Annotated in this window: 19 protein-coding genes; 14 read left to right on the top strand and 5 right to left on the bottom strand. The window is 47.6% G+C overall.

The features are described from left to right. Window positions 1-5 precede the first annotated feature (5 nt). The 5 genes from F3H97_RS04170 to F3H97_RS04190 all read left to right on the top strand — a co-directional run bounded on the left by F3H97_RS04170 (window position 6) and on the right by F3H97_RS04190 (window position 5,255). Complete coding sequence (locus F3H97_RS04170; protein ID WP_196430638.1) at window positions 6-956, top strand: CobW family GTP-binding protein; 951 nt, start codon at window positions 6-8, stop codon at window positions 954-956. Then, window positions 937-1,719 (top strand): 5'-3' exonuclease, encoded by a 783-nt coding sequence (locus F3H97_RS04175; RefSeq protein ID WP_196430639.1) that lies wholly within the window; start codon window positions 937-939, stop codon window positions 1,717-1,719. The genes F3H97_RS04170 and F3H97_RS04175 overlap by 20 nt, the downstream gene beginning before the upstream one ends. Further along, window positions 1,700-2,092: a reverse transcriptase-like protein gene (locus tag F3H97_RS04180; RefSeq protein ID WP_074037105.1), complete on the top strand. Its 393-nt coding sequence runs from the start codon at window positions 1,700-1,702 to the stop codon at window positions 2,090-2,092. Before F3H97_RS04175 ends, F3H97_RS04180 begins: the two co-directional genes overlap by 20 nt. 103 nt (window positions 2,093-2,195) lie before the next feature. Next, window positions 2,196-3,596, top strand: coding sequence for a class II fumarate hydratase (fumC, locus tag F3H97_RS04185; RefSeq protein WP_159562227.1), 1,401 nt, complete (start codon window positions 2,196-2,198; stop codon window positions 3,594-3,596). Between the two features lie 168 nt (window positions 3,597-3,764). Continuing rightward, window positions 3,765-5,255, top strand: coding sequence for a GGDEF domain-containing protein (locus F3H97_RS04190; protein WP_196430640.1), 1,491 nt, complete (start codon window positions 3,765-3,767; stop codon window positions 5,253-5,255). A 10-nt stretch (window positions 5,256-5,265) separates the two neighbouring features. Here F3H97_RS04190 and F3H97_RS04195 read toward each other — a convergent pair whose 3' ends face one another. Next, complete coding sequence (locus tag F3H97_RS04195; RefSeq protein WP_196430641.1) at window positions 5,266-5,754, bottom strand: dihydrofolate reductase; 489 nt, start codon at window positions 5,752-5,754, stop codon at window positions 5,266-5,268. After that, on the bottom strand, window positions 5,751-6,545 hold the full coding sequence (locus F3H97_RS04200; protein ID WP_196430642.1) for a thymidylate synthase: 795 nt from the start codon (window positions 6,543-6,545) through the stop codon (window positions 5,751-5,753). Before F3H97_RS04200 ends, F3H97_RS04195 begins: the two co-directional genes overlap by 4 nt. 178 nt (window positions 6,546-6,723) lie before the next feature. Here F3H97_RS04200 and F3H97_RS04205 point away from each other — a divergent pair, with 178 nt between their 5' ends. The 3 genes from F3H97_RS04205 (at window position 6,724) to F3H97_RS04215 (ending at window position 9,198) form a co-directional block, all read left to right on the top strand. Next, a complete protein-coding gene (locus F3H97_RS04205; protein ID WP_196430643.1) occupies window positions 6,724-7,248 on the top strand; it encodes a type 1 glutamine amidotransferase domain-containing protein in 525 nt (174 codons plus the stop codon). Window positions 7,249-7,274: 26 nt separating this feature from the next. Next, window positions 7,275-8,009, top strand: coding sequence for a Bax inhibitor-1/YccA family protein (locus F3H97_RS04210; RefSeq protein ID WP_074037099.1), 735 nt, complete (start codon window positions 7,275-7,277; stop codon window positions 8,007-8,009). A gap of 79 nt (window positions 8,010-8,088) precedes the next feature. Further along, entirely contained in the window at window positions 8,089-9,198 is a 1,110-nt protein-coding gene (locus F3H97_RS04215; RefSeq protein ID WP_196430644.1) for an NAD(P)/FAD-dependent oxidoreductase, read from the top strand. Window positions 9,199-9,236: 38 nt separating this feature from the next. Here F3H97_RS04215 and F3H97_RS04220 read toward each other — a convergent pair whose 3' ends face one another. Beyond that, complete coding sequence (locus tag F3H97_RS04220) at window positions 9,237-9,800, bottom strand: TetR/AcrR family transcriptional regulator (protein ID WP_196430645.1); 564 nt, start codon at window positions 9,798-9,800, stop codon at window positions 9,237-9,239. Window positions 9,801-9,921: 121 nt separating this feature from the next. On the opposite strand from F3H97_RS04220, the gene F3H97_RS04225 reads away from it, so the two are divergent. The 6 genes from F3H97_RS04225 to F3H97_RS04250 all read left to right on the top strand — a co-directional run bounded on the left by F3H97_RS04225 (window position 9,922) and on the right by F3H97_RS04250 (window position 19,478). Further along, complete coding sequence (locus F3H97_RS04225) at window positions 9,922-10,794, top strand: ABC transporter ATP-binding protein (protein WP_074037097.1); 873 nt, start codon at window positions 9,922-9,924, stop codon at window positions 10,792-10,794. A 1-nt stretch (window position 10,795) separates the two neighbouring features. Further along, window positions 10,796-11,590, top strand: a complete 795-nt coding sequence (locus tag F3H97_RS04230; RefSeq protein WP_196430646.1) for an ABC transporter permease subunit — start codon at window positions 10,796-10,798, stop codon at window positions 11,588-11,590. A gap of 65 nt (window positions 11,591-11,655) precedes the next feature. Further along, the gene (locus F3H97_RS04235) at window positions 11,656-12,468 is read left to right on the top strand and encodes an aldo/keto reductase (protein ID WP_078146830.1); all 813 of its coding nucleotides are present in this window, start codon (window positions 11,656-11,658) and stop codon (window positions 12,466-12,468) included. 116 nt (window positions 12,469-12,584) lie between these two features. Beyond that, window positions 12,585-13,337, top strand: coding sequence for a tryptophan-rich sensory protein (locus F3H97_RS04240; RefSeq protein ID WP_196430647.1), 753 nt, complete (start codon window positions 12,585-12,587; stop codon window positions 13,335-13,337). Between the two features lie 253 nt (window positions 13,338-13,590). Further along, window positions 13,591-18,030, top strand: coding sequence for a glutamate synthase large subunit (gltB, locus tag F3H97_RS04245; RefSeq protein ID WP_196430648.1), 4,440 nt, complete (start codon window positions 13,591-13,593; stop codon window positions 18,028-18,030). After that, window positions 18,027-19,478 (top strand): glutamate synthase subunit beta, encoded by a 1,452-nt coding sequence (locus F3H97_RS04250; protein WP_196430649.1) that lies wholly within the window; start codon window positions 18,027-18,029, stop codon window positions 19,476-19,478. The genes gltB and F3H97_RS04250 overlap by 4 nt, the downstream gene beginning before the upstream one ends. A gap of 138 nt (window positions 19,479-19,616) precedes the next feature. Here the strand turns inward: F3H97_RS04250 and F3H97_RS04255 are convergent, their stop codons facing one another. Both F3H97_RS04255 and F3H97_RS04260 read right to left on the bottom strand, forming a co-directional pair. Then, window positions 19,617-20,936 carry a Na+/H+ antiporter family protein gene (locus F3H97_RS04255; protein ID WP_196430650.1) on the bottom strand — a complete coding sequence of 440 codons (1,320 nt, stop codon included), beginning with the start codon at window positions 20,934-20,936 and terminating at the stop codon, window positions 19,617-19,619. 141 nt (window positions 20,937-21,077) lie between these two features. After that, window positions 21,078-21,791 (bottom strand): YebC/PmpR family DNA-binding transcriptional regulator, encoded by a 714-nt coding sequence (locus tag F3H97_RS04260; RefSeq protein WP_196430651.1) that lies wholly within the window; start codon window positions 21,789-21,791, stop codon window positions 21,078-21,080. Window positions 21,792-21,846 lie beyond the last annotated feature (55 nt).

A 21,846-nucleotide genomic window follows, 5' to 3' on the forward strand; every position in this document is an offset into this window, starting at 1 on the left:
GTATCATGATTCCCGTACAATTAGTGACCGGGTTTTTAGGAGCAGGCAAGACGACATATATGAACCGTTTACTCGCGGCGACGGATGAAAAGATTTGTCTGATCGTCAACGAGCTCGGCGCGATTAATATCGATGAACAATTGATCGTCAAGATGGACCAAGAGCAGATTGAACTTTCAAACGGATGTATTTGCTGTTCCATCCAAAATGATTTGAGTAAGACGTTCTATCAACTCGCGGCAAAGCAAGAAACATTCGACCGAGTCATCATCGAGACGACCGGTGTCGCCGATCCCGCACCAATCATTCAGACGATTTATTATGACGAGTACTTACGTCAACATTTTAAAATGAACGCCATCTTGACGGTTGTAGATGCCAGTCAAATGGATCGTGAACTGTTCAAAGAAGGGATTCATCAAATCGCTTATGCCGATCTCATCTTGTTAAATAAAACCGATTTAGTGTCGTCGGATGAACTCGATCAAGCACACCGCCGAATCGAGCAACTCAATCCGACGGTGAGGATTGTAGAGACGATTCAAACAAAAGGCGATTACGAATTACTTGAGAATACGTTCCAACTGTCACGTGTCGATGAACAGAAGTTGAGTCAACTGACAGAGACGAGTGAATCGGTCTCTTCCCTTCGTGCGATCACGTTGAGTGCCGAGCGTCCGTTGTCTCGAGAGCGCGTGACCCGTTACGTTCGTGAAGTGTTGATGCACTATGAGGATGCGATGTATCGGATGAAGGCGATTGTCCGCTTACAGGATGAGGAGCGCAAGTTTGTCATTCAAGCGACGAATCAGTTGATGGGCGCAACATTTGCAAATGAGATGCATGAAGGGGATCGTTCCGTATTTGTTTGGATTGGGAAGGAACTAGACCAAGATGCACTGGCACGGGGATTAAAAGCATGTGAGGTGGAGCAAGATGAAGCTTATTCTAGTTGACGGATTTAATTTATTGTCACGTTATTATTTTGCAACGGAGCGAAGACGAGCACAAGATCCGGAAGTGACGGTAAAAGGATTGCTTCGGAAGGTGGATTCCTGGACGACAGACTTTTCCCATATCGCTTTCTTTTGGGACGGGACACGAGAGTCCACCCACCGCTACGCGCTGTATCCTGAATATAAAGCAACGCGTAACGGACTTCCGGAGCCGCTCTTTGAAGACTATTTGAAATTAAGGGCTGCTTTGGATGAACGAGGCATCTTACAATCCGAGTTGACGGGATATGAGGCCGATGATTTGATGGGCGCCGTCGCGACAGCGTTCCCGGGCGAATCGTACCTCTATTCTTCAGACCGCGATTTACTTCAGTTGTTGTCTCCGAACGTGTTTCAAATCATGCCGAAAAAAGGTGAGGAGCAGCTCGTCAATGAAGCTTCTTTTGAAATGATGTACGGGGTGAAACCACATCAGTTTGTCGACGTGAAGGCTTTGCAGGGAGACTCTTCGGATAACATCCCGGGGGTACGTGGCATTGGTCCTAAGACGGCGACGATTTTGATTCAGCATTACGATACGATTGAGACGCTTTATGTGCATGTTCAAAATGAAACACTTGAAGCGCCCCATCAAAAGTATGCCAAAAAACTAGACGGCCATGAAGAAATCGCCCTCTTATCGAAACGACTGTCTCAGATTGATATCCATGCTCCTGTCAATACAGATTGGGAGGCGTACCGGTTTGGTTCACATCTATTTTGACGCGGCCACCAATCAGACGACTGGAGATAATGGAATCGGTGTGTGGATCAAGTCGTCCGACGGTACGGTATCGACGTTTAAACGTCGCATGCAAGGATTGACAAGCGTTCATGCGGAATTGGCTGCATGTGCTTATGCACTGGAACAAGCTCATGCATTAAAAGGTGAAACCTCATTCATGCTGTATTCCGACGCTGAAGTGATTGTTCGCGCATTAGAGCAACGTTTCATGAAAGATGCATCGGCGAAGCCTTTATTTCTGAAAGCACTGATTGCCTACGATGAATTGCCGACCGTGTTCTTGAAATGGGTCCCACGAGCGGAGAATCGAGCGGATGTGATTGCACGTGACGCATTGAATGGAATGAATTAAGCGACCGAGATCATTCTTGGTCGCTTTTTTGACGGAGTCATTTCTTTTTAGATGGTTTTTCGCTAAAATGAAAGCGTAGTCAACTATAGAGGGGGAATTATACATGGATTATCGGATCGAACGGGACACAATGGGGGAAATTAAAGTTCCAGCTACGGCGAAATGGGGAGCACAAACGCAACGTAGTCTTGAAAACTTTAAAATTGGTGCAGAGAAGATGCCACTTGAAATCGTATACGCATTCGCCATTTTGAAAAAAGGTGCCGCTTTAGCAAACGCTGAACTCGGTGTACTCGAGGAAGAGAAAGCAGCGATCATCGCAGAGGTGGCTGATGAGATTTTAGCAGGGCAACATGACGCAGAATTCCCGCTTGTCGTCTGGCAGACAGGGTCGGGCACGCAGTCAAACATGAACGTCAACGAAGTCATTGCGCATCTTGCGAATGAAAAGTTACAGGCTCGTGGAGCATCTATCACGATTCATCCGAATGATGACGTCAACAAATCGCAAAGCTCGAATGATACGTATCCAACTGCGATGCACATCGCCGCCATCCTTTCCGTACAAGATGATGTCCTTCCAGCAATCGACTCGCTTTATCAAACCCTTTCACAAAAAGCTGAGGCGTTTATGGATATCGTCAAAATTGGTCGGACGCACCTTCAAGACGCGACGCCGGTCACACTCGGTCAAGAAATCAGTGGGTGGGTCCGGATGCTTGAATTGTCAAAACAGATGATCGAGCGCACGATTGAGCCACTCACGGAGCTTGCACTTGGAGGAACGGCCGTCGGAACAGGGATTAATGCACACCCTGAGTTCGGTGAAGTTGTAGCGAAGAAAATTTCAGAAGAGACGGGTAAACCGTTTGTGACAGCCGTCAACAAGTTCCACGCTCTCACGAGTCACGATCAACTCGTTTTCACACATGGTGCATTAAAAGCCTTAGCGATGGACGCGATGAAGATTGCGAACGACGTGCGTTGGTTGGCTTCTGGACCACGTGCAGGAATCGGAGAAATCACTATTCCGGAGAATGAACCAGGAAGTTCAATCATGCCAGGTAAAGTCAACCCGACTCAAAGTGAGGCGCTCACGATGGTTGCCGCACAAGTACTCGGAAATGATGCGACAATCGGTTTCGGGGCGAGTCAAGGGAACTTTGAATTGAACGTCTTCAAACCAGTCATTATGTATAATTTCCTACAGACTTGTCGTCTATTGACGGACAGCTTACATTCTTTCAATGATCACTGCGCTGTCGGAATCGAGCCGAATCATGAAGTGATCTCACATAATGTGGAGCAGTCACTCATGCTCGTTACAGCACTCAACCCGCATATCGGATACGAAAATGCAGCAAAAATTGCGAAATTGGCACATAAAAATGGTACTTCTTTAAAAGAAGCAGCCTTGGAAACCGGTTTATTGACTGAAGAACAATTTGATCAATGGATTCGTCCGGAAGAGATGACGTCACCGAACTTAAAAGTGAAAAAATAACACAAGGCGGTCGCAAGACCGCTTTTAGTATGTCTTTTTTAGGGCATAAGTCCTAGTAATATGTAAAACAATAGAAAATAAATAAGGAAATAGTTGTATTTCATCCTGAGAAGTCGCATAATCGAAACATAAGAGAATTCGGGGAGTACGAACATAGGGGGGACGGGAATGGAGCAAGGTCAACTCACTGAGCGTATACATATGATTTTGAAAAAGATATCGGAGTCGAGACAAATTCCAAAAAGCGATATCGAGTTTCTACTCGATTGGATGAAGAAGGAAGTTCGGCAACGACGATTGATGCATTTGTTAGAAATCTTTAGTCGTGTCGAGTCTGACGCAAAGGAGTTGCCAAGCGTCCTCACACATGCGGAAGCTTTGACCTTGATCTCTCCTGTGAAACGCTATATCCATACCGTCTTAGGGATTGAACAGGAGGATGAGGATCTCGTCCTCATCTTATCCGCAAGCTTTTCTACATTTAGTCGTTACAAGTCGCGCGTCGAGAAGCTCGGTGCACGTCCGGTATTTTTGCAGACACTAGAAGAGGCCGTCGAATACGATTATGAGGATGTGCCGAAAGCCATCATCATGGACGTTGAATTATGGCCACAATTTAAAGAGCGAGATATCCAATCTTTCGTTAGCAAGATGAGAAAGCTCTATGTTCCACTTATTGTCATCGGAACGAATGAACATTATCGTCTTGCGGCCTATTCATACGGATTCGACGATTATTGGGAATCGTGGGTGCCGATGGAGGAACGATTGGTGCGTCTCGGACTACATATCGAAAAATCACGTCTCGTATCAAAAGCGTTACTCGTGGATGAATTAACGGGTGCTTTCAACCGTAAGTATTTAAAGGCGACCTTTTCTCGGTTCATCTCGAGATTGGAGCGGTCTGGTGAAAGTTTTGCTGTCGCACTTCTCGATATCGATCACTTCAAACAATTGAATGATACGTTCGGTCACTCGTATGGGGATGACGTTCTTCATCGCGTTTCTGAAGAAATCCGTCATGCCATTCGTTCTAGTGATGAGCTCATCCGATACGGAGGAGAAGAATTTTTAATCCTCTTGAACGTCTCAGACCGTGCGATCGTCGAATCGGTACTCGAGCGAGTCCGAACACGTATCGAAGAAATGGAATTTCCATACGACCATCAGGTGACGGTGTCGATTGGATACACCCGAGTCTGCCAGACAGGCTATACACTCGGTGAATGGTGTGCCTACGCAGATGAGGCGCTGTATAAGGCGAAACGAGATGGTCGAAATCGTGTCGTCCGATACACTTCTGCTGTTCGTGAGGAGAAGCGAATCGCCTATGTGACGATGTCTGCCAATACCTATACATCGCTTGCTGATCGACTCCCTAAAGAGCATCGCCGATATGAAGTCGTATACCGTCCTTACGAGGCGTATTCTTGTAATGACAATATCGAGATGTTCGTCTTGGATGATGCGCGTGCGCAAGAAGCGAAAGGGACGTTGTCTGCTGTGAAAGAGCAACGAGGCAAATATAGTCACATTCTTGCTGTATCGAAACGAACGGCGTCTGAACTCGGAGCAATCTATGACGATTATGCGGATGGAGAACAAGACGAAGTCATCACGAGAAAAATTGAACAGTGGCTGGAAAAATTGCCAGACTAAAAAACAGACATCATGATGCGATGTCTGTTTTGTCGTATTGTTTGAATGAAAAGGCATATGCATGTGTTTCGTCTTGCGGGTGGTCGATTGTACTCGTAATTGACCATTCCCCAATCCGTTCGGGATAATACGTATCGGCCTCGAACGATGCAGCGACCTCCGTTGCATAGATCCGGCTCGTCATCAGCATCGTCTGCTCATATAACGTGGCGCCACCGATGACAAACCATTCTTCATCTTGACTCATTTCGACGAGACGGTCTAAATCATGCCAGACTTCGACTTGATCTGCTGAAAAGGAAACATCTGATGTGACGACGATATTGCGTCGGTTCGGTAACGCTTTACCGATGGACTCAAACGTCTTTCTTCCCATCACGACCGTTCCGCCAGACGTGATGGTCTTGAAATGTTTCAAGTCATCTGGCAAACGCCATAATAAGTCATTATCTTTTCCGATTTCACGACTCTGCCCATATGCGACGACGTGTGAAATCATACGCTCACTTCTCCTTTGATGTGCGGATGCGGATCATATCCTAGAATTTCGAAGTCTTCAAAACGGAATGATTCGATTGAAGGGACGTCTCGGACAATGTTGAGTTTTGGTAGCGGACGTGGGTCACGCGACAACTGAAGTTCCATTTGTTCGAGATGGTTGTGGTAGATGTGTGCATCACCAAGGGTATGGACAAAGTCGCCGACTTCGAGTCCGGTCACGTGTGCGACCATATGCGTGAGTAGTGCGTATGAGGCGATATTGAACGGTACCCCTAAAAACGTATCAGCGCTCCGTTGATACAATTGACACGAAAGCTTTCCGTCAGCGACATAGAATTGGAACAATAGGTGACACGGCGGCAGGGCCATCTCCTCTAGCTGTCCTGGGTTCCATGCCGAGACGATCAACCTTCTTGAATCTGGGTTCGTCTTGATTTGGTCAATCACTTGAGCCAACTGATCGACAGAAGAACCGTCCGGGCGTGGGAAAGAACGCCACTGTGAACCGTATACTGGACCAAGATTGCCTTCTTCGTCTGCCCATTCGTTCCAAATGCGGACCCCGTTATCTTGAAGGTATCGGACGTTCGTCTCTCCTGAGATGAACCATAATAGTTCGTGAATGATGGAACGAATATGTAATTTCTTCGTCGTGATGAGGGGGAACCCTTCTTGCAGATTGAAACGCATTTGGTAACCAAATACACTCGTTGTCCCGGTCCCGGTCCGGTCTTCTTTTACGACACCATGGTCGAGGATGTGTCGACATAAGTCATGATATTGTTTCATACGTGATGTTCCTCCTTCTCAATCTCCTACCACTAAAGGTATCAATTGTGGGAAGGAAACACAAGATATAGTGTCGTGAATCAGGATGAATCCATATACTGAAAAAACAATCATGATTCTTCGTTTTCGTGACTAGCGGTTTCGGGTATAATGGGGAATGAATAAAAGGAGGGGTTTGATGAAATTACAAGGGAAGAAAGTCCTTCAACTTGTCAGTAATGACTTCGAGGATTTAGAGCTTTGGTACCCGGTACATCGCCTTCGTGAAGAAGGGGCGCACGTGATCCTCGCCGGGGAGAAGGCCGATCACGCATATATCGGTAAATACGGTGTGCCAGCAAAATCTGACGTGGCGTTTGAAGATGTGGACATTACATCGTTCGATGCGATCCTCGTGCCAGGCGGATGGTCTCCTGACTTATTGCGCCGTTTCGATTCGGTGAAAGGGTTCGTCCGTTATATGGATGAACAAAAACGACCAATCGGTCAAATCTGTCACGCCGGTTGGGTGTTGATTTCTGCGAACATTCTAGACGGGGTGAACGTGACGAGCACGCCTGGAATCAAAGATGACATGGAAAATGCGGGAGCGATTTGGCATGATGAGCCGGTCGTCGTCGACGGACATATCGTCTCAAGTCGTCGTCCGCCAGACTTACCAGATTATATGCGCGCGTTCATCGACGTGTTCGCAAAACAGTAACTGAACCATAAAGGAGCTATTCAACGTTGAACTTAAAATCGAATCCATTACTTCGTAAATCAATGCAGTCCTCAGCTTACAGTGCCGAACCGATGACGAAAGCAGGAACATGGTCTAAAGTGTTCACCTTGCTTTTACTCGTGACAGCGGCAGCCGGTACGACATGGCTTGTCGTCCCGACGATTGGAGAAGGGCTCTTGTTCCCGCTCATGATCGGGTCACTCATCCTCGGCTTTATCTTTGCTTTGCTCATCACGTTTAAACCAAATACGGCTCCGATCGTCGCACCCCTATACGGGATTATCGAAGGTGTCTTCGTCGGCTCGATTTCGTATTTCTTCGAAGCGATGGTCCCTGGTATTGTGGGACGTGCCGTATTAACGACGTTTGTCGTCGCCTTTGCGATGTGGTTTGTCTATACGACAGGGCTTGTCAAAGTGACACAGAAGTTTAAAGCCGGTGTCATGGCAGCCATGTTCACAGTCATGTTGTTATATCTTGTGCAACTCGTGATGAGTTTGTTCGGTTCAGGCTTGGCATTCATGACCGGTTCAAGCCCACTTGCGATCGGTGTTCAATTCGTGATTGTCATCGTCGCTTCACTCGCTCTCGTCTTAGATTTCGACTTCATCGCAAGTCAAGTCGAAGCTCGGGCTCCGAAACAGTTGGAATGGGTCGCGGCATTCGGATTAATCGTCACGCTCGTGTGGCTCTATATTGAGTTGTTAGATTTACTTTATCGTCTAGCGATGAGAGAATAAGAATCAATCATCGATCCGTTGGGTCGATGATTTTTTTACGAAAGGATGTGTCCATCTGTCTGCGCAAGACAGATTTATGATGAAGAAAATAGTGATTATCGGGTCAGGGATCGTCGGTGTTTCGGCTGCCTATCATTTAGCTGGTAAAGCGGATGTAACGGTCATTGACCGGAAAGAAGAAGGAAGAGCAACGGATGCCGCGGCTGGAATCGTATGTCCGTGGATTGCGCAGCGACGCAACAAAGCTTGGTATGCACTGGCGAAAGGCGGAGCAAGCTATTATCCTAAGGTCGTCAAAGAGCTGGAGGCTGAAGGGGAGACGGACACCGGATACAAACGTGTCGGGACGCTTGCGCTTCATGAAGAAACAAAGCTCGACCAGATGATGGAGCGAACTTTGCTTCGTCGAGAAGAAGCGCCAGAAATCGGTGAACTCGAACGACTGACTGCTGAAGAGGCACAACATCGTTTCCCACCGTTATCCGATGAATACGATGCACTCTTCGTGACAGGAGGGGCTAGAGTCGACGGCGGTCGCTTTCGCGCTGCACTTGAGAGAGTCGCTATCAAGCGTGGCGTCACATTTGTCAACGGTTCAGCACGGTTGACGAGCGGAGATGAGATTGGTGTGGAGTGTGACGGAGTGAGATATGAAGCGGATGAAATCATCCTTGCGACGGGTGCTTGGTTACCGGAGCTGTTACAGCCTCTTGGATATACGGTACGAGTCGAAGGGGAAAAGGCCCAGCTCGTCCACGTCCAGTTGAAGGATACAGATGCATCTGACTGGCCGGTCGTCATGCCGCCACGACGCCGCTATTTGCTCGGATTTGACGACGGGAAAGTGGTCATCGGTTCGACACATGAGAAAGGAAAAGCGTTCGACGTTCGTCCGACTGCAATCGGAGTACACGAAGTACTGACGAAAGGTTTGGAGTCGGCACCTGGACTTTCTGAGGCAGAACTCGTGGAGACGAAAGTCGGCTTCCGTCCGGTCACACCGAATTCAATTCCCGTACTCGGAAGGGTTCCTGGGGCAGAAAAACTGTTGGTCGCGAACGGTCTGGGATCATCCGGTTTGACGGTCGGCCCGTTCATCGGAAAAGTGTTGAGTGACCTCGTTCTGACAGGAGATGCGGAAGTGGATCTATCGCTCTATCCAATTGAAGACTTTATCTATCACACATAAAAAAAGGTGACTGTCTGCTTGCTTGAGACAGTCACCTTTTAGCGTTTCATGACCCCATTCAAAAAGAAATGAAAGTAGACTTCCATCGTTTCCTTCATATCCTCGATTGAAAACTGAGGATCGGACAGGATGGCCTGTTGCATGAATTGTACATAGCGTAAATAAGAAGAAGTGGATAACGTCGAATCGATTGACCCTTGGGCCTTCCCGTATTCAATCAACCGGGCGAAAGCAATATATCCTCGAGTCGCAAGCTGTTCCCAGTTCGGGTCTTGTTGAATCATTTCTGTGATGGTCTCGTCAAAGAGAACCGCTGTCTGGATTTTTCGTGTTAGGATCTCGACGAGTAACACATCGAATGGAGCGTTCGATTCAATCGCATGTTCAATCCAACTCATCTGCTCTTCTGTCATCTGCTTTAGGACTTCCACGATAACCTGGTCTTTTGACCCAAAGTAATTATAGATAGATACGGGGGAGACGTGCGCTCGACTCGCTAACTCATTGATTGTGAATCGGGATTGTTTTTCTGCCATCAAGTCATAGGCAGCACGTAAGATCGCTTGTTGTTTTTCTTCGGTGCGTTTCGCAAATCCATCCATTGATTTAAACGCTCCTCTCTCTAGTTTTGTAATCAATATACCATTTCCATTTCAAAAAAGAACGTGATATACTAGTTTTGTAATCATATCGTTCATATATTACAAAAAAGGAGGGTTCGAGATGATTCGGATTCAGCGATTGACGAAACGATTTGATGCTACACATGGTATTTTTGACGTTTCACTACATGTATCACCAGGTACAATCTTCGGATTCATCGGACCGAACGGCGCTGGGAAATCCACAACGATTCGACATTTGATGGGTCTTTTGAAGCCGAGTGAAGGCAAGGCGACCATCAACGGATTCGACTGTTGGCAGGAGACGGAGCAAGTGAAACGGAGTGTCGGCTATTTGCCAGGAGAAATCAATTATCCCCAAAACATGACGGGAGAAGAAATCATTCGATTGACGCGCCATTTGCACAAAACGAATTCGGATCGTGAACGGCAATTACGTGAACGGTTTTCATTCGATGAGGCGACGAAAGTACGGAAGATGTCAAAAGGGATGAAGCAAAAACTCGCCATCATCACCTGTTTCATGAAAGATGTGCCCGTCTATATACTGGATGAACCGACGAGCGGATTAGACCCGCTCATGCAAGATCGTCTAATCGATTGGTTAATTGAAGAAAAGCAATCTGGGAAAGCGATTCTCATGAGTTCTCACCATTTCCCTGAGATGGAACGGACATGCGACCGTGCCGCGTTGATTAAAGATGGACGCATCATCATCGAAGAGGACATGGAACAATTACGACAACATAGCGTGAAACGGTACCGAGTCGAATTTTCAACGGAAGCGGAAGCCGTTCGATTCGCGGCCGATTCTGGTGAACGGGACGGCATGCATGTTGAGGTCACCATCTCGACACCGATAGAGCTGAACCACCTCATCCGAACATTGGCAGAGTTTCAGGTTCAATCACTGACAAGTGGCACGGACGAGCTCGAACATCTATTCATGCAGTATTACGGGGAGGCGACATGACATGTTAATTCGCTCCATGTTGAAACAGAATCGTAGTTGGATTCTAGGATATTCAGTCGGGACTAGCATATATCTCTTTTTCTTAGCCGCAATCTTCCCATCTATTCAAGAAACAGGATTGATTGAGGCAAAATTAGAGTCGTTGCCACCTGAGCTTCTCGATGTCTTCCAAATCGATGCGTCGATGGCGATGGACAACGTGCTCAATCTATTGTCGAGTAACTATTATGGCTTGATTTTCTATGTCCTCGCAGTTTTATTCGCATTGACTTTCGCCTCGAGACTGTTGGCCAAACCGGTCGATTCTGGAGAAATCATGCTGTATATGGCGGCCCCGATTTCTCGAGTCACGTATGTGATGTCAAGCTTTGTTGTGTTGATTGTGGCAGTCGGGCTATTTGTCGGTCTAAATGGGTTGAGTTTAATGGCAGCGGACCTTCTGTTCGATTTACAAATCGACTATGCGGTATTGTGGATGCTTCAATTGAATGGGGCGCTCATGTTGCTCGTCCTAGGCGTAGCCGCTTATGTGATTGCGAGTCTGTTCGATGATAGTAGTAAATCCTATATGGTGACGGGCGGGATATTCACGTTCTTTCTCATGGTGAACATCATCCAAGGAGTGAGCGATCAATTCGATTGGATGTCAAACCTCTCATTCTTCTCTCTCTTTGACGCCGGTGCCATCATGCGTGAGGAATATTGGGGAATCCATTTCATCTGGTTACTCGCTCTCCTGACCATCTTTTCAGCACTCTCGTTCATCCGATTCACCCGAAAAGATTTGACGATTTAGTTTTCCGAAATAAATTCTCGGGTATGATACAATCAGCTCGTTAGAATGAAAAGGGGATGAATGAGATGCTTTACGCAACATTACGAAATAAGGTCGAAATTCCGATGATCGGCTTTGGTGTCTGGAAGGTCGATAATGAAACCGAGGCACCAGCTGCTGTCGTTGAAGCCATCAAAACAGGCTATCGTCACATCGATACGGCTGCAATCTATAAAAATGAAGAGGGCGTTGCGAAGGGAATTCATCTCTCAGGTGTAGACCGCTCTGAATTGTTCATCACGTCGAAGATTTGGAATGATGACATTCGTGAAGGCAAAACGAAAGAGGCATTCGAAGACTCGTTAAAACGACTCCAGACAGATTATTTGGACCTTTGTCTGTTGCATTGGCCGGTAGATGGGTTCGTCGATGCGTGGAAAGATCTCATCGATTTATATGAAGCCGGAAAAATCAAGGCAATCGGTGTATCCAACTTTAAAGAACACCATTTAGAAACATTGAAAGAAGCCGGTCTGATGGCGCCACTCATCAATCAAGTTGAACTTCATCCACAACTCCCGCAACCGGATTTGTTGGATTACTGCCAAGATGAAGGGATTCAAATCGAGGCATGGAGTCCACTCATGCAAGGAAAGTTTTTAGACATCCCTGCTTTTTCTGAGATTGCAGAAAAACATGGGAAGACGCCGGCACAGATTGTGCTCCGTTGGCATCTTGAGTCCGGTCATGTCGCGTTACCGAAATCGGTGACACCACATCGAATCCGTGAGAACTTTGATGTATTCGACTTCTCACTCGATGCGGACGATTTGGCGAAAATCGATCAAGTGGCGACAGGGGAACGTCTCGGACCAGATCCAGACGAAATCGACTTTTAATTGAGAAGGGGTTCGCATATGCGAGCCCCTTTGTACGTGTAGAGTCACATGGATGCGGGTATTGAATATTATGTTACAAAAGGAGGTGTTTGATCTTCATTTAGAAGATCGTGCTTATGGACTTATCAAAATGGCCGATTGTAAACTGGGTCGCTTTTTTAGCGACCGTCGTCATCAACTACTTCGCGAGCGGCGACAACGCAGCGGTTTCGGACCGCATCGATATCTACTTTAAGCCGGCAGGTTACGCTTTCTCAATTTGGGGTGTCATCTATGTCGCGCTTCTTGTCTGGCTGGTGCTCCAGTTGAAGAAAGGGACGACGGCGAATCGTCAAGCCGAGCGAATGAAGGCTGGATTTTTAGTCTCTTGCGTGTTGAATGGTTTATGGTTATTGGCATTCACGAACGAATGGTTCGTCGTCTCACTTGTCATCATGGTGTTGTTCCTGGCGACGCTGTGCTGGTTGTATTACATCGCTTTTCGAACGTCTACGAGTTGGCTCGATCGGTTCCCGTTCTCCATCTACATCGGCTGGGTATCAGTCGCGACCATCGTCAACACGTTCGTTGTGATGAAGACGGAACAGATCACGTCGCTGTTAGGTCTTGATGAACTTGCCTGGACCTCACTTATGCTGATGGTCGGTGTAGTCCTTGCCCTCCTCTTTATGTGGTGGCATCATGATTTCATCTACCCACTCGTATTCGTATGGGCGTATATCGGAATCTTTGCTAGAATCGAAGAAGGCACACTCTATGTTGTGATTGTCAGCGCCCTTGCATTGCTAGCGATTGGGTATATCGGTTTGATTTTGTGGAAACGTCCGAAATCGTTTTTACATCATACGCGTAAAACAGTAGAACAATAATCAAGAAAAGGGTATCTTCAGGATATCCTTTTTTGCGTTCTGAAGAACCTATAAATAAATAATATTTATGGATATTTATTCTTTATTGAACATAACTAAAAACGATAAATCCATTGATAACAGTTATGTATACGCTTTCAATAGTACTCTTTGAGATTCCTGTTATGCAAAAATGCATGCAACTCACTTGATTTTTCAGAATATTTAGAACAAAATGTTAATTACGAAACTGTGAGTGAAAGGGGTCGATGATATGAGTCGAGTTGGTTTGTATGACTCAAAATTTGAGAAAGATGCGTGTGGGATTGGACTTTACGTCAATTTACATGGGCTAAAGAAACATGAAATCGTCCAAAAATCGCTCTCCATGTTATGTAATTTAGAGCACCGAGGAGGACAAGGTGTCATCGATGCTGGTGATGGGGCTGGTATCATGACTGAAATTCCACACGAATTGTTTACGCAAACCATGAACCTTCCGTCACTCGGTCGTTACGCTGTCGGAATGGTTTTTTTTCAGCCGTCTGAGAATCAGCTTCACGAAAAGATCACTTTGATGGAACGGATGGCGGATGAACTTGATTGTTCGACGATTGAATGGCGCGAAGTACCTGTCGACCCGATGCAAATCGGTGAACATGCACGGGTCACACAACCGGTGATCTATCAATGGTTCATCTCATGTCCATTCCTAGATGAGGATGCGAATGAACGCGTCTTCTATGAACTTCGTCGAAAAATCGAAAAAGTCGAATCATTACGCCTATATATCGCAAGCCTTTCAACGAGAACGATCGTGTATAAAGGGATGTTGACGCCAAATCAAATCGCAGCATTTTATTTGGACTTGCAATCCCCTCATTACAAGAGTACGTTCGGCATCGTTCATTCTCGTTTCTCGACGAATACGTTCCCTTCTTGGGAACGAGCACATCCGAACCGAATGATAGTCCATAACGGGGAAATCAACACGCTTCGCGGAAATATCGATGCGATGCGAGCGCGGGAAGGGGTCACGTCAACAGACTTATTTGAAGACGTTCAACACTTGTTCCCTGTGCTTCAAGAGGATGGAAGCGACTCGTCCATGCTCGATAACGCTTTTGAATTCTTCACACGAACGGGTCGCTCGATTGCCCACACGGCGATGATGTTGATTCCTGAACCATTTGTCGAAGGACAGATGGAACCGTTCAAGCGCGACTTTTATCAGTATCATTCATCCATCATGGAGCCGTGGGATGGACCGACTGGAGTCGTCTTCACGGATGGAAGGCAAATCGGGGCAATTTTAGATCGTAACGGCTTGCGTCCGATGCGTTATGTCGAAACATTGGACGGGGAATTGATTCTCTCATCTGAAACAGGAGTCATTCCGGTTGACGCAGAGAACGTTAAATCAAAACAGCGTTTAAGACCAGGACAGTTGTTATTGATCGACTTGATTGAAAAGCGATTGATACCAGATCATGAGATCAAAGAGACGATTGCGAAGTCAGAGCCTTATCACAAATGGCTTAGGCAGATGATGATTCTTGAGGATCGAGGGGTCGATGAAGAAGAACTACTTGAACTCGAGCGTGTGCAACGTGCGTTTGGATATACGAAAGAAGACATTGAACAGTATATGGTTCCGTTAATCAAAGATGAGAAAGATCCAATCGGCTCGATGGGACATGACCAACCAATCGCGGTGCTCTCGACACGACCCCGTTCCTTGTTCCATTATTTCAAACAACACTTCGCACAAGTGACCAACCCACCGATCGACGCGTTGCGGGAGAAAATTGTAACGGCTACATTTACTTGGATTGGTCCGCAAGGAGATCCGGTCCATACCGGACGAGGTCATGCAAAACGTGTGTGGTTAGATCATCCGATGATTGATGGGGCGGCCCTCAAGCAACTTGACGAGAGGCTCAAGGTCGAACGAGTCGATACGACGTTCATGGATGATTTAGAGACATCTCTTGAGTCACTTTTGCGACAAGTCAGTGAGATGGTTCGAAATGGAGCAAATGTGATTGTTCTATCTGACCGGCTCATCGATCGCGAACAGATTGCGATGCCGTCTCTCCTCGTACTGAGTGCAGTTCATCAACACTTGATTCGAGAGAACTTGCGATCGAGCTGTAGTCTTGTTTGTGAGAGCGGTGAGGTACGCGAAGTGCATCAAGCAGCGACCTTGATTGGGTATGGGGCAGATGCGGTATATCCTTACGTGGCCTATGCGACCATTCGAGATTTAGTCGAACGTGAACAAATCGCGCATTCATTTGAAGAGGCCATTCGCTCGTATCAAAAAGCAGTCGTCGAAGGCATCGTCAAAATCATGTCGAAAATGGGTATCTCCACCATTCAAAGTTATCGCGGGGCTCAAATTTTTGAAGCCGTGGGACTAGACCGTGATTTGATTGAAACTTATTTCAGGGGAACCACGTCCCAACTGTCTGGAATCGGATTTAAAGAGCTAGAAGACGAGGCGAAAACACTCCATACGTCCGCCTATGCGACGAATCGGCCGCTCGAAGCGGGAAGTGATTTCCAATGGCGTGCAGATGGGGAAGAACATGCATTTAATCCGAAGACGATTCATTTGTTGCAACGTGCCTGTCGTGAGAATGAACGAAAATATTATGACGCTTATGTGAAGCTACATGAATCTTCAGGACAGTTCATTCGACAGTTGTTTGCATTTAAAACGCAACGTCCTATGCCACTCGAAGAAGTGGAACCAATCACGTCGATCGTTCGCCGTTTTAAGACGGGAGCAATGTCATTCGGGTCCTTGTCGAAAGAGGCGCATGAAACCCTCGCTATCGCCATGAATCAGATTGGTGCGAAAAGTAACTCGGGCGAAGGTGGGGAAGACCGAGCACGCTTCGTCCCGGATGAGTTCGGGAACGAACGCATCAGCCGCATCAAGCAAGTCGCGAGCGGGCGATTCGGGGTGACGGCAGAATATCTGTACCATGCCGATGAAATTCAAATCAAGATGGCGCAAGGGGCAAAACCGGGTGAGGGTGGTCAACTTCCCGGAAATAAGGTGTACCCATGGGTCGCCGAAGTACGCGGATCCGTTCCAGGTGTTGGGCTCATTTCACCGCCTCCACATCACGACATTTATTCGATTGAGGACTTGGCCCAACTCATCTTTGACTTAAAGCATGTGAACCCGAAGGCGAAAATCAGTGTCAAACTTGTCTCGAAGTCAGGCGTCGGGACAATCGCAGCGGGTGTGGCGAAAGCGAACGCGGATACGATTGTCATCAGTGGATATGATGGTGGGACCGGTGCTTCTCCAAAAACATCAATCAAGCACACAGGTCTTCCTTGGGAACTTGGTCTCTTAGAGACGCATCAAACGCTCGCGTTGAACGGGTTGCGGGGGAGAGTAACACTTGAGACAGACGGAAAGCTCATGACGGGACGAGATATCGTCCTAGCTGCCATCTTCGGGGCGGAAGAGTTTGCGTTTGCGACAGCACCGCTCGTCGTCCTTGGATGTATTATGATGCGCGCATGTCATTTAGATACATGTCCGGTCGGTGTGGCGACACAAGACCCTGTGCTTCGTCAGAAATTTATGGGGAAACCAGAACATGTCGTCAACTTGATGACGTTCTTGGCCGAAGAAGTACGGGAAATTTTAGCGTCACTCGGTATGACCTCACTTGATGAAGTGATTGGTCGAACGGATCTTCTTGAAGAGAGTGAATGGAAGACGAGTCATCCGAAAGCAAAACGGTTAGATTTAGCACCGATGCTCTCGATGCCGACACCACTTCCTGAACGTGAGGAACTCGCTCACCCGGCATATCGTTCCTATGATCACCGGAAATTGATTCCGGCAGTCTCTCGGTCAATCAACTCGTTGCAGCCGACATTCTTCGTTGGTCGCATCCGAAACACCGATCGCGCCGTCGGAACACAGTTAGGGTTTGAAGTGACGAAAGTTCACGGTCAGGTCGGTTTAGCGGATGATACCATTTCCCTTCGCCTCAGTGGATCAGCCGGACAAAGCCTAGGAGCATTTTTACCACGAGGGATCACCATTTCCGTCATCGGTGATGCCAATGACTATATTGGGAAAGGCTTGAGCGGTGGAAAATTAGCATTGATCGCTGAAAAACATGCGCCGTTTGATGAAAGTAAACAAATGATTGCCGGTAACGTCTGCTTGTACGGAGCGACGAGCGGACAGGCCTTCTTTAACGGTCATGTCGGCGAGCGTTTTGCCGTTCGAAATTCTGGGGCGACGGCAGTCGTCGAAGGAGTCGGCGATCATGGATGTGAGTATATGACCGGGGGAACAGTTCTCGTCCTCGGTGACGTCGGACGCAACTTCGCAGCCGGCATGTCAGGTGGCATCGCATATATTTATGGGGATCAAGCGTACGATCGACTCGTCAACGAGGAGCTCGTCTCCGTTATAAAAGAATTGAACGATGAAGACGTGGAACAAATTTATGCACTTCTTGAGGCGCATCAGTTTCATACAGACAGTGTCAAAGCACGGACCATTTTAGAGTCGTTCGAACAAGCTCGCTCTCGCTTTGTAAAGGTCGTTCCACGAGATTATGCGAATGTATTGGACGTCATGCGTCGAATCGAGGCGAATCGACCGGAGTTGAGCGAAGCAGACCGAGCGCTTGAATTGTTCCGGGTTGTGACTGAGGGGGGTAACGCATGAAACATAACTTTTTAAACATTCCACGTTCCACATTACCGGAACGTCAGGTGGATGAACGAGTGAAGGATTATGAGGAATATGCGACGCGAATGGATGACGAATCGGTTAAACAGCAAGCAGCACGTTGTATGGACTGTGGCACTCCATTCTGTCATGTCGGGGATATGATTGGACAGGAGACGATTGGGTGTCCGATTCACAACTATATCCCGGAGTGGAACAAGCTTGTGACAAAATCGGACTGGATGGGAGCGTATCACCGATTGATGGAGACGAATAACTTCCCGGAGTTCACGGGGAGAGTTTGTCCCGCACCATGTGAGGGGTCTTGTACACTAGGAATCAGTGAAGATCCGGTTGCCATCAAATCGATTGAACGAACCATCATCGATCGGGCATTTGAAGAAGGATGGGTGAAACCAAGACCTGTCCATCGAAGAACCGGGATGACCATCGCCATCATCGGAAGTGGGCCGGCTGGATTAGCGGCTGCTGACCAACTGAACCAGCTCGGACATTCCGTCACCATCATCGAGAAGGCGGATGAACCGGGAGGGCTACTCATGTACGGAATCCCGAACATGAAACTGGATAAGGACGTCGTGAGGCGCCGTATTCGGTTGCTCGAACAAGAGGGGATTGTCATCCAGACGAACATAGAGGTCGGTACGGATGTGACAGTCGAGGCGCTTCGGAACCAATACGATGCGGTGATCTTCGCTACAGGAGCTCAGAAACAGCGCACGCTCGGGATTGATGGCGATGATGCACGTGGTGTTGAAATGGCGATGGATTATTTGACGGCATCCATGTACGAACGGAAAGGATTGACTCGATCACCAGGACATGATGCCAAAGGCAAAGACGTCATCGTCATCGGAGGTGGAGATACAGGGGCCGACTGTGTGGCGACCGCGATTCGTCAAGGAGCGAAATCTGTCATCCAGTTTGGGAAGCACCCTTCGAAAGGATTGTTTAGGGCTCCTGAGCGACCATGGCCACTTCAACCGGATACGGATACGACCGATTATGCGTATGCCGAATCGCTTGCGGTCTATGAAAAGGACCCAAGAACGTATTTGATTCGTTCCAACCAAATCGTTACGAGAGAGGGGCGTGTCATCGGAATCGAGACGGAACGGATGACGAAAGTGGTCAATCCCGATGGTCAAGCGACGTTCTTCGTGGAAGAGGATTCGATGGAGACATATCCGGCGGACCTCGTCCTCGTCGCCATCGGATTTGAGCGACCGGAGCATGAGTTGCGGAAAATCGGCGTCGAGAAGACGAAAGATTTCCAGACGGCAACGGAAAACGTTTTTGTCGCTGGGGATGCCAAGCGAGGGCAAAGCTTGATCGTATGGGCGATTCGGGAAGGTCGAGAAGTGGCAGAGGTCGTCGATGCGTATCTCGATACTTGCAAGACCGAATTAAAAACCTCATCATAAAAAGGAGCGACAGCCGTCGCTCCTTATCTTTTGTTTAGGAGGAATTTTATGTTCACCGAAATCCTCATGTATACGGGAATCTGGTTTATTCTCATCCTCATTTTATTAGCAACCATTTATTCACGACGGAAAAAATGATCAAAGCACCATCGCGGCAATCACACCGAAGATGATGAGTGGAATATTGTAGTGTAAGAACGTTGGCCAAACCGTTTCACGCAAGTGATCGTGTTGACCGTCAGCGTTCAATCCACTCGTAGGTCCGAGTGTCGAGTCACTCGCTGGGCTACCTGCGTCCCCAAGCGCTCCTGCAGTCCCGATGATGGCGATGGTCGCCTCGACTGAGAACCCGTATTGTACACAGAGCGGGACGAAAATCGCAGCAATGATTGGAACGGTCGAGAAACTTGAACCGATTCCAAGCGTGATGACAAGGCCGACGAGCAACATGACGAGAGCGGCAATGAGTTTAGAGTCACCCATTAAATCGCTCGCTCCGTTGACGAGCGGTTCGATCGCACCTGTCTCGCGGATGACGGCAGCGAATCCGCTTGCAGCGATCATGACGAACCCGATGAATGCCATCATGCGCATGCCGCTTGTGAAGATATCATCTGCCTCAGACCATGGAATCAGCCGGAAGATTGAGAGTAAGATCAGACCAGTCACCGCAGAGGCGATCATCGACTCTGTCTGCAACTGAACAATCAACACGATGAGAACGACTGCGAGTGTCATGATCATCTTCAAACCATTCATTTGACGTACTTCATAATCAGTTGGTCCGAGTGCGATTGTTTCATACGTTCTCGGTTTCCGGTAGTGAATGAACGCAGCTATCAATCCGACGATCATCCCCAATGCCGGGATTCCCATGATTGAGATGATGTTGACGTCTCCGACAGTCAATCCGTTCGCTTCGACATTCGCGATGAGAATCTCATTCAAGTAGATCCCACCAAACCCGACAGGTAACAACATATATGGTGTCACAAGTCCGAACGTCAAAATGGTCGCTACCAGACGACGGTCTACATTCAACTCATTGAACAGCACGAGTAACGGCGGAATCACAATCGGGATAAAGGCGATGTGAATCGGAAGCACATTTTGTGAACTGATGGATAACAATAAGATGAGTGACAACAGGAATGCTTTGACAACCATCACACGTTTTCCTGACACGTCACGACCTGACATTGAAATCAATTTTTCTGCTAAGACGTCCGGAAGCCCCGTTTTAGATAACCCGACAGCGAATGCACCGAGGAGTGCGTAGCTGAGTGCAATGCTCGCTCCACCACCAAGTCCGTCACTGAAGGCGGTCAACGTATCGTTGAACCCAAGCCCTCCGACAAGCCCTCCGACAAGCGCCGCTAAGATTAATGATAATACAATGTGCACTCGGCTGATGGCGAGCGCAAATAAGACGATGACTGCAAGCAATACTGCGTTCATATCGATCCAACACCTTTCGTATTTTCTTTCTCTTGGTATCGCTTTAATATGATAAAGACTTTTTGAAATTTAACATATGATGTGACCCTTGTCAAATCGAATATGAAAAAAGCGATAACTCGTGAAAGTTATCGCTACATGTTACATCTCGACGTTATGATACACTTGGCGCACATCTTCTAAGTCTTCGAGAACATCGATTAGTTTTTCAAATTGTTCTTGCGATGCGTCATCGAGTGACACTTCGTTCTGCGGGAGCATCGTCAATTCCGCAACGGCAAACTCTTCTACTCCGGCAGCCTTGAATGCAGTTTGAACGGAATGGAACGCTTCTGGCTCGGCATAGACGATGACCGTCTCGTCTTCCTCAATGACATCACGCACATCGAGGTCATGCTCCATCATGAGTTCGAGGACGTCATCTGCTGACATTTCATTGACACCGATGACGGCAGTTGCATCGAACATATATGCGACCGAACCACTGACTCCCATGTTGCCTCCGTTTTTACCGAACGCGGCACGAACTTCTGAAGCCGTACGGTTGACGTTATTCGTCAATGTATCGACGATGACCATCGAACCATTCGGACCAAACCCTTCATATCGAAGCTCATCGAAGTTTTCCTCATCGCCACCTTTGGCTTTGTCGATGGCACGATCGATGATCGCACGAGGGACGTTATACGTCTTCGCACGCTCCACCACGAATTTTAATGATTGGTTCAACTCAGGATCAGGTTCCCCTTGACGGGCGGCCACATAAATCTCGCGACCGAACTTCGCATAGACGCGACTCGTGTTCGCGTCTTTTGACGCCTTCTTCTCTTTAATGTTGTTCCATTTACGACCCATTACATGTCATCTCTCTTTCCATTTGTACGTAGATTCATTACAGATTATATAAGAA

The organism is Exiguobacterium sp. SRB7LM (assembly GCF_015712685.1).
Classification (GTDB): Bacteria; Bacillota; Bacilli; order Exiguobacteriales; family Exiguobacteriaceae; genus Exiguobacterium; species Exiguobacterium profundum.

Coding starts and splice junctions, on each gene's coding strand:
- F3H97_RS04170 (WP_196430638.1), top strand. CDS start 6: ATGATTCCCGTACAATTAGTGACCGGGTTTTTAGGAGCAGGCAAGACG.
- F3H97_RS04175 (WP_196430639.1), top strand. CDS start 937: ATGAAGCTTATTCTAGTTGACGGATTTAATTTATTGTCACGTTATTAT.
- fumC (WP_159562227.1), top strand. CDS start 2,196: ATGGATTATCGGATCGAACGGGACACAATGGGGGAAATTAAAGTTCCA.
- F3H97_RS04190 (WP_196430640.1), top strand. CDS start 3,765: ATGGAGCAAGGTCAACTCACTGAGCGTATACATATGATTTTGAAAAAG.
- F3H97_RS04195 (WP_196430641.1), bottom strand. CDS start 5,754: ATGATTTCACACGTCGTCGCATATGGGCAGAGTCGTGAAATCGGAAAA.
- F3H97_RS04200 (WP_196430642.1), bottom strand. CDS start 6,545: ATGAAACAATATCATGACTTATGTCGACACATCCTCGACCATGGTGTC.
- F3H97_RS04205 (WP_196430643.1), top strand. CDS start 6,724: ATGAAATTACAAGGGAAGAAAGTCCTTCAACTTGTCAGTAATGACTTC.
- F3H97_RS04215 (WP_196430644.1), top strand. CDS start 8,089: ATGAAGAAAATAGTGATTATCGGGTCAGGGATCGTCGGTGTTTCGGCT.
- F3H97_RS04220 (WP_196430645.1), bottom strand. CDS start 9,800: ATGGATGGATTTGCGAAACGCACCGAAGAAAAACAACAAGCGATCTTA.
- F3H97_RS04225 (WP_074037097.1), top strand. CDS start 9,922: ATGATTCGGATTCAGCGATTGACGAAACGATTTGATGCTACACATGGT.
- F3H97_RS04230 (WP_196430646.1), top strand. CDS start 10,796: ATGTTAATTCGCTCCATGTTGAAACAGAATCGTAGTTGGATTCTAGGA.
- F3H97_RS04235 (WP_078146830.1), top strand. CDS start 11,656: ATGCTTTACGCAACATTACGAAATAAGGTCGAAATTCCGATGATCGGC.
- F3H97_RS04240 (WP_196430647.1), top strand. CDS start 12,585: ATGGACTTATCAAAATGGCCGATTGTAAACTGGGTCGCTTTTTTAGCG.
- gltB (WP_196430648.1), top strand. CDS start 13,591: ATGAGTCGAGTTGGTTTGTATGACTCAAAATTTGAGAAAGATGCGTGT.
- F3H97_RS04250 (WP_196430649.1), top strand. CDS start 18,027: ATGAAACATAACTTTTTAAACATTCCACGTTCCACATTACCGGAACGT.
- F3H97_RS04255 (WP_196430650.1), bottom strand. CDS start 20,936: ATGAACGCAGTATTGCTTGCAGTCATCGTCTTATTTGCGCTCGCCATC.
- F3H97_RS04260 (WP_196430651.1), bottom strand. CDS start 21,791: ATGGGTCGTAAATGGAACAACATTAAAGAGAAGAAGGCGTCAAAAGAC.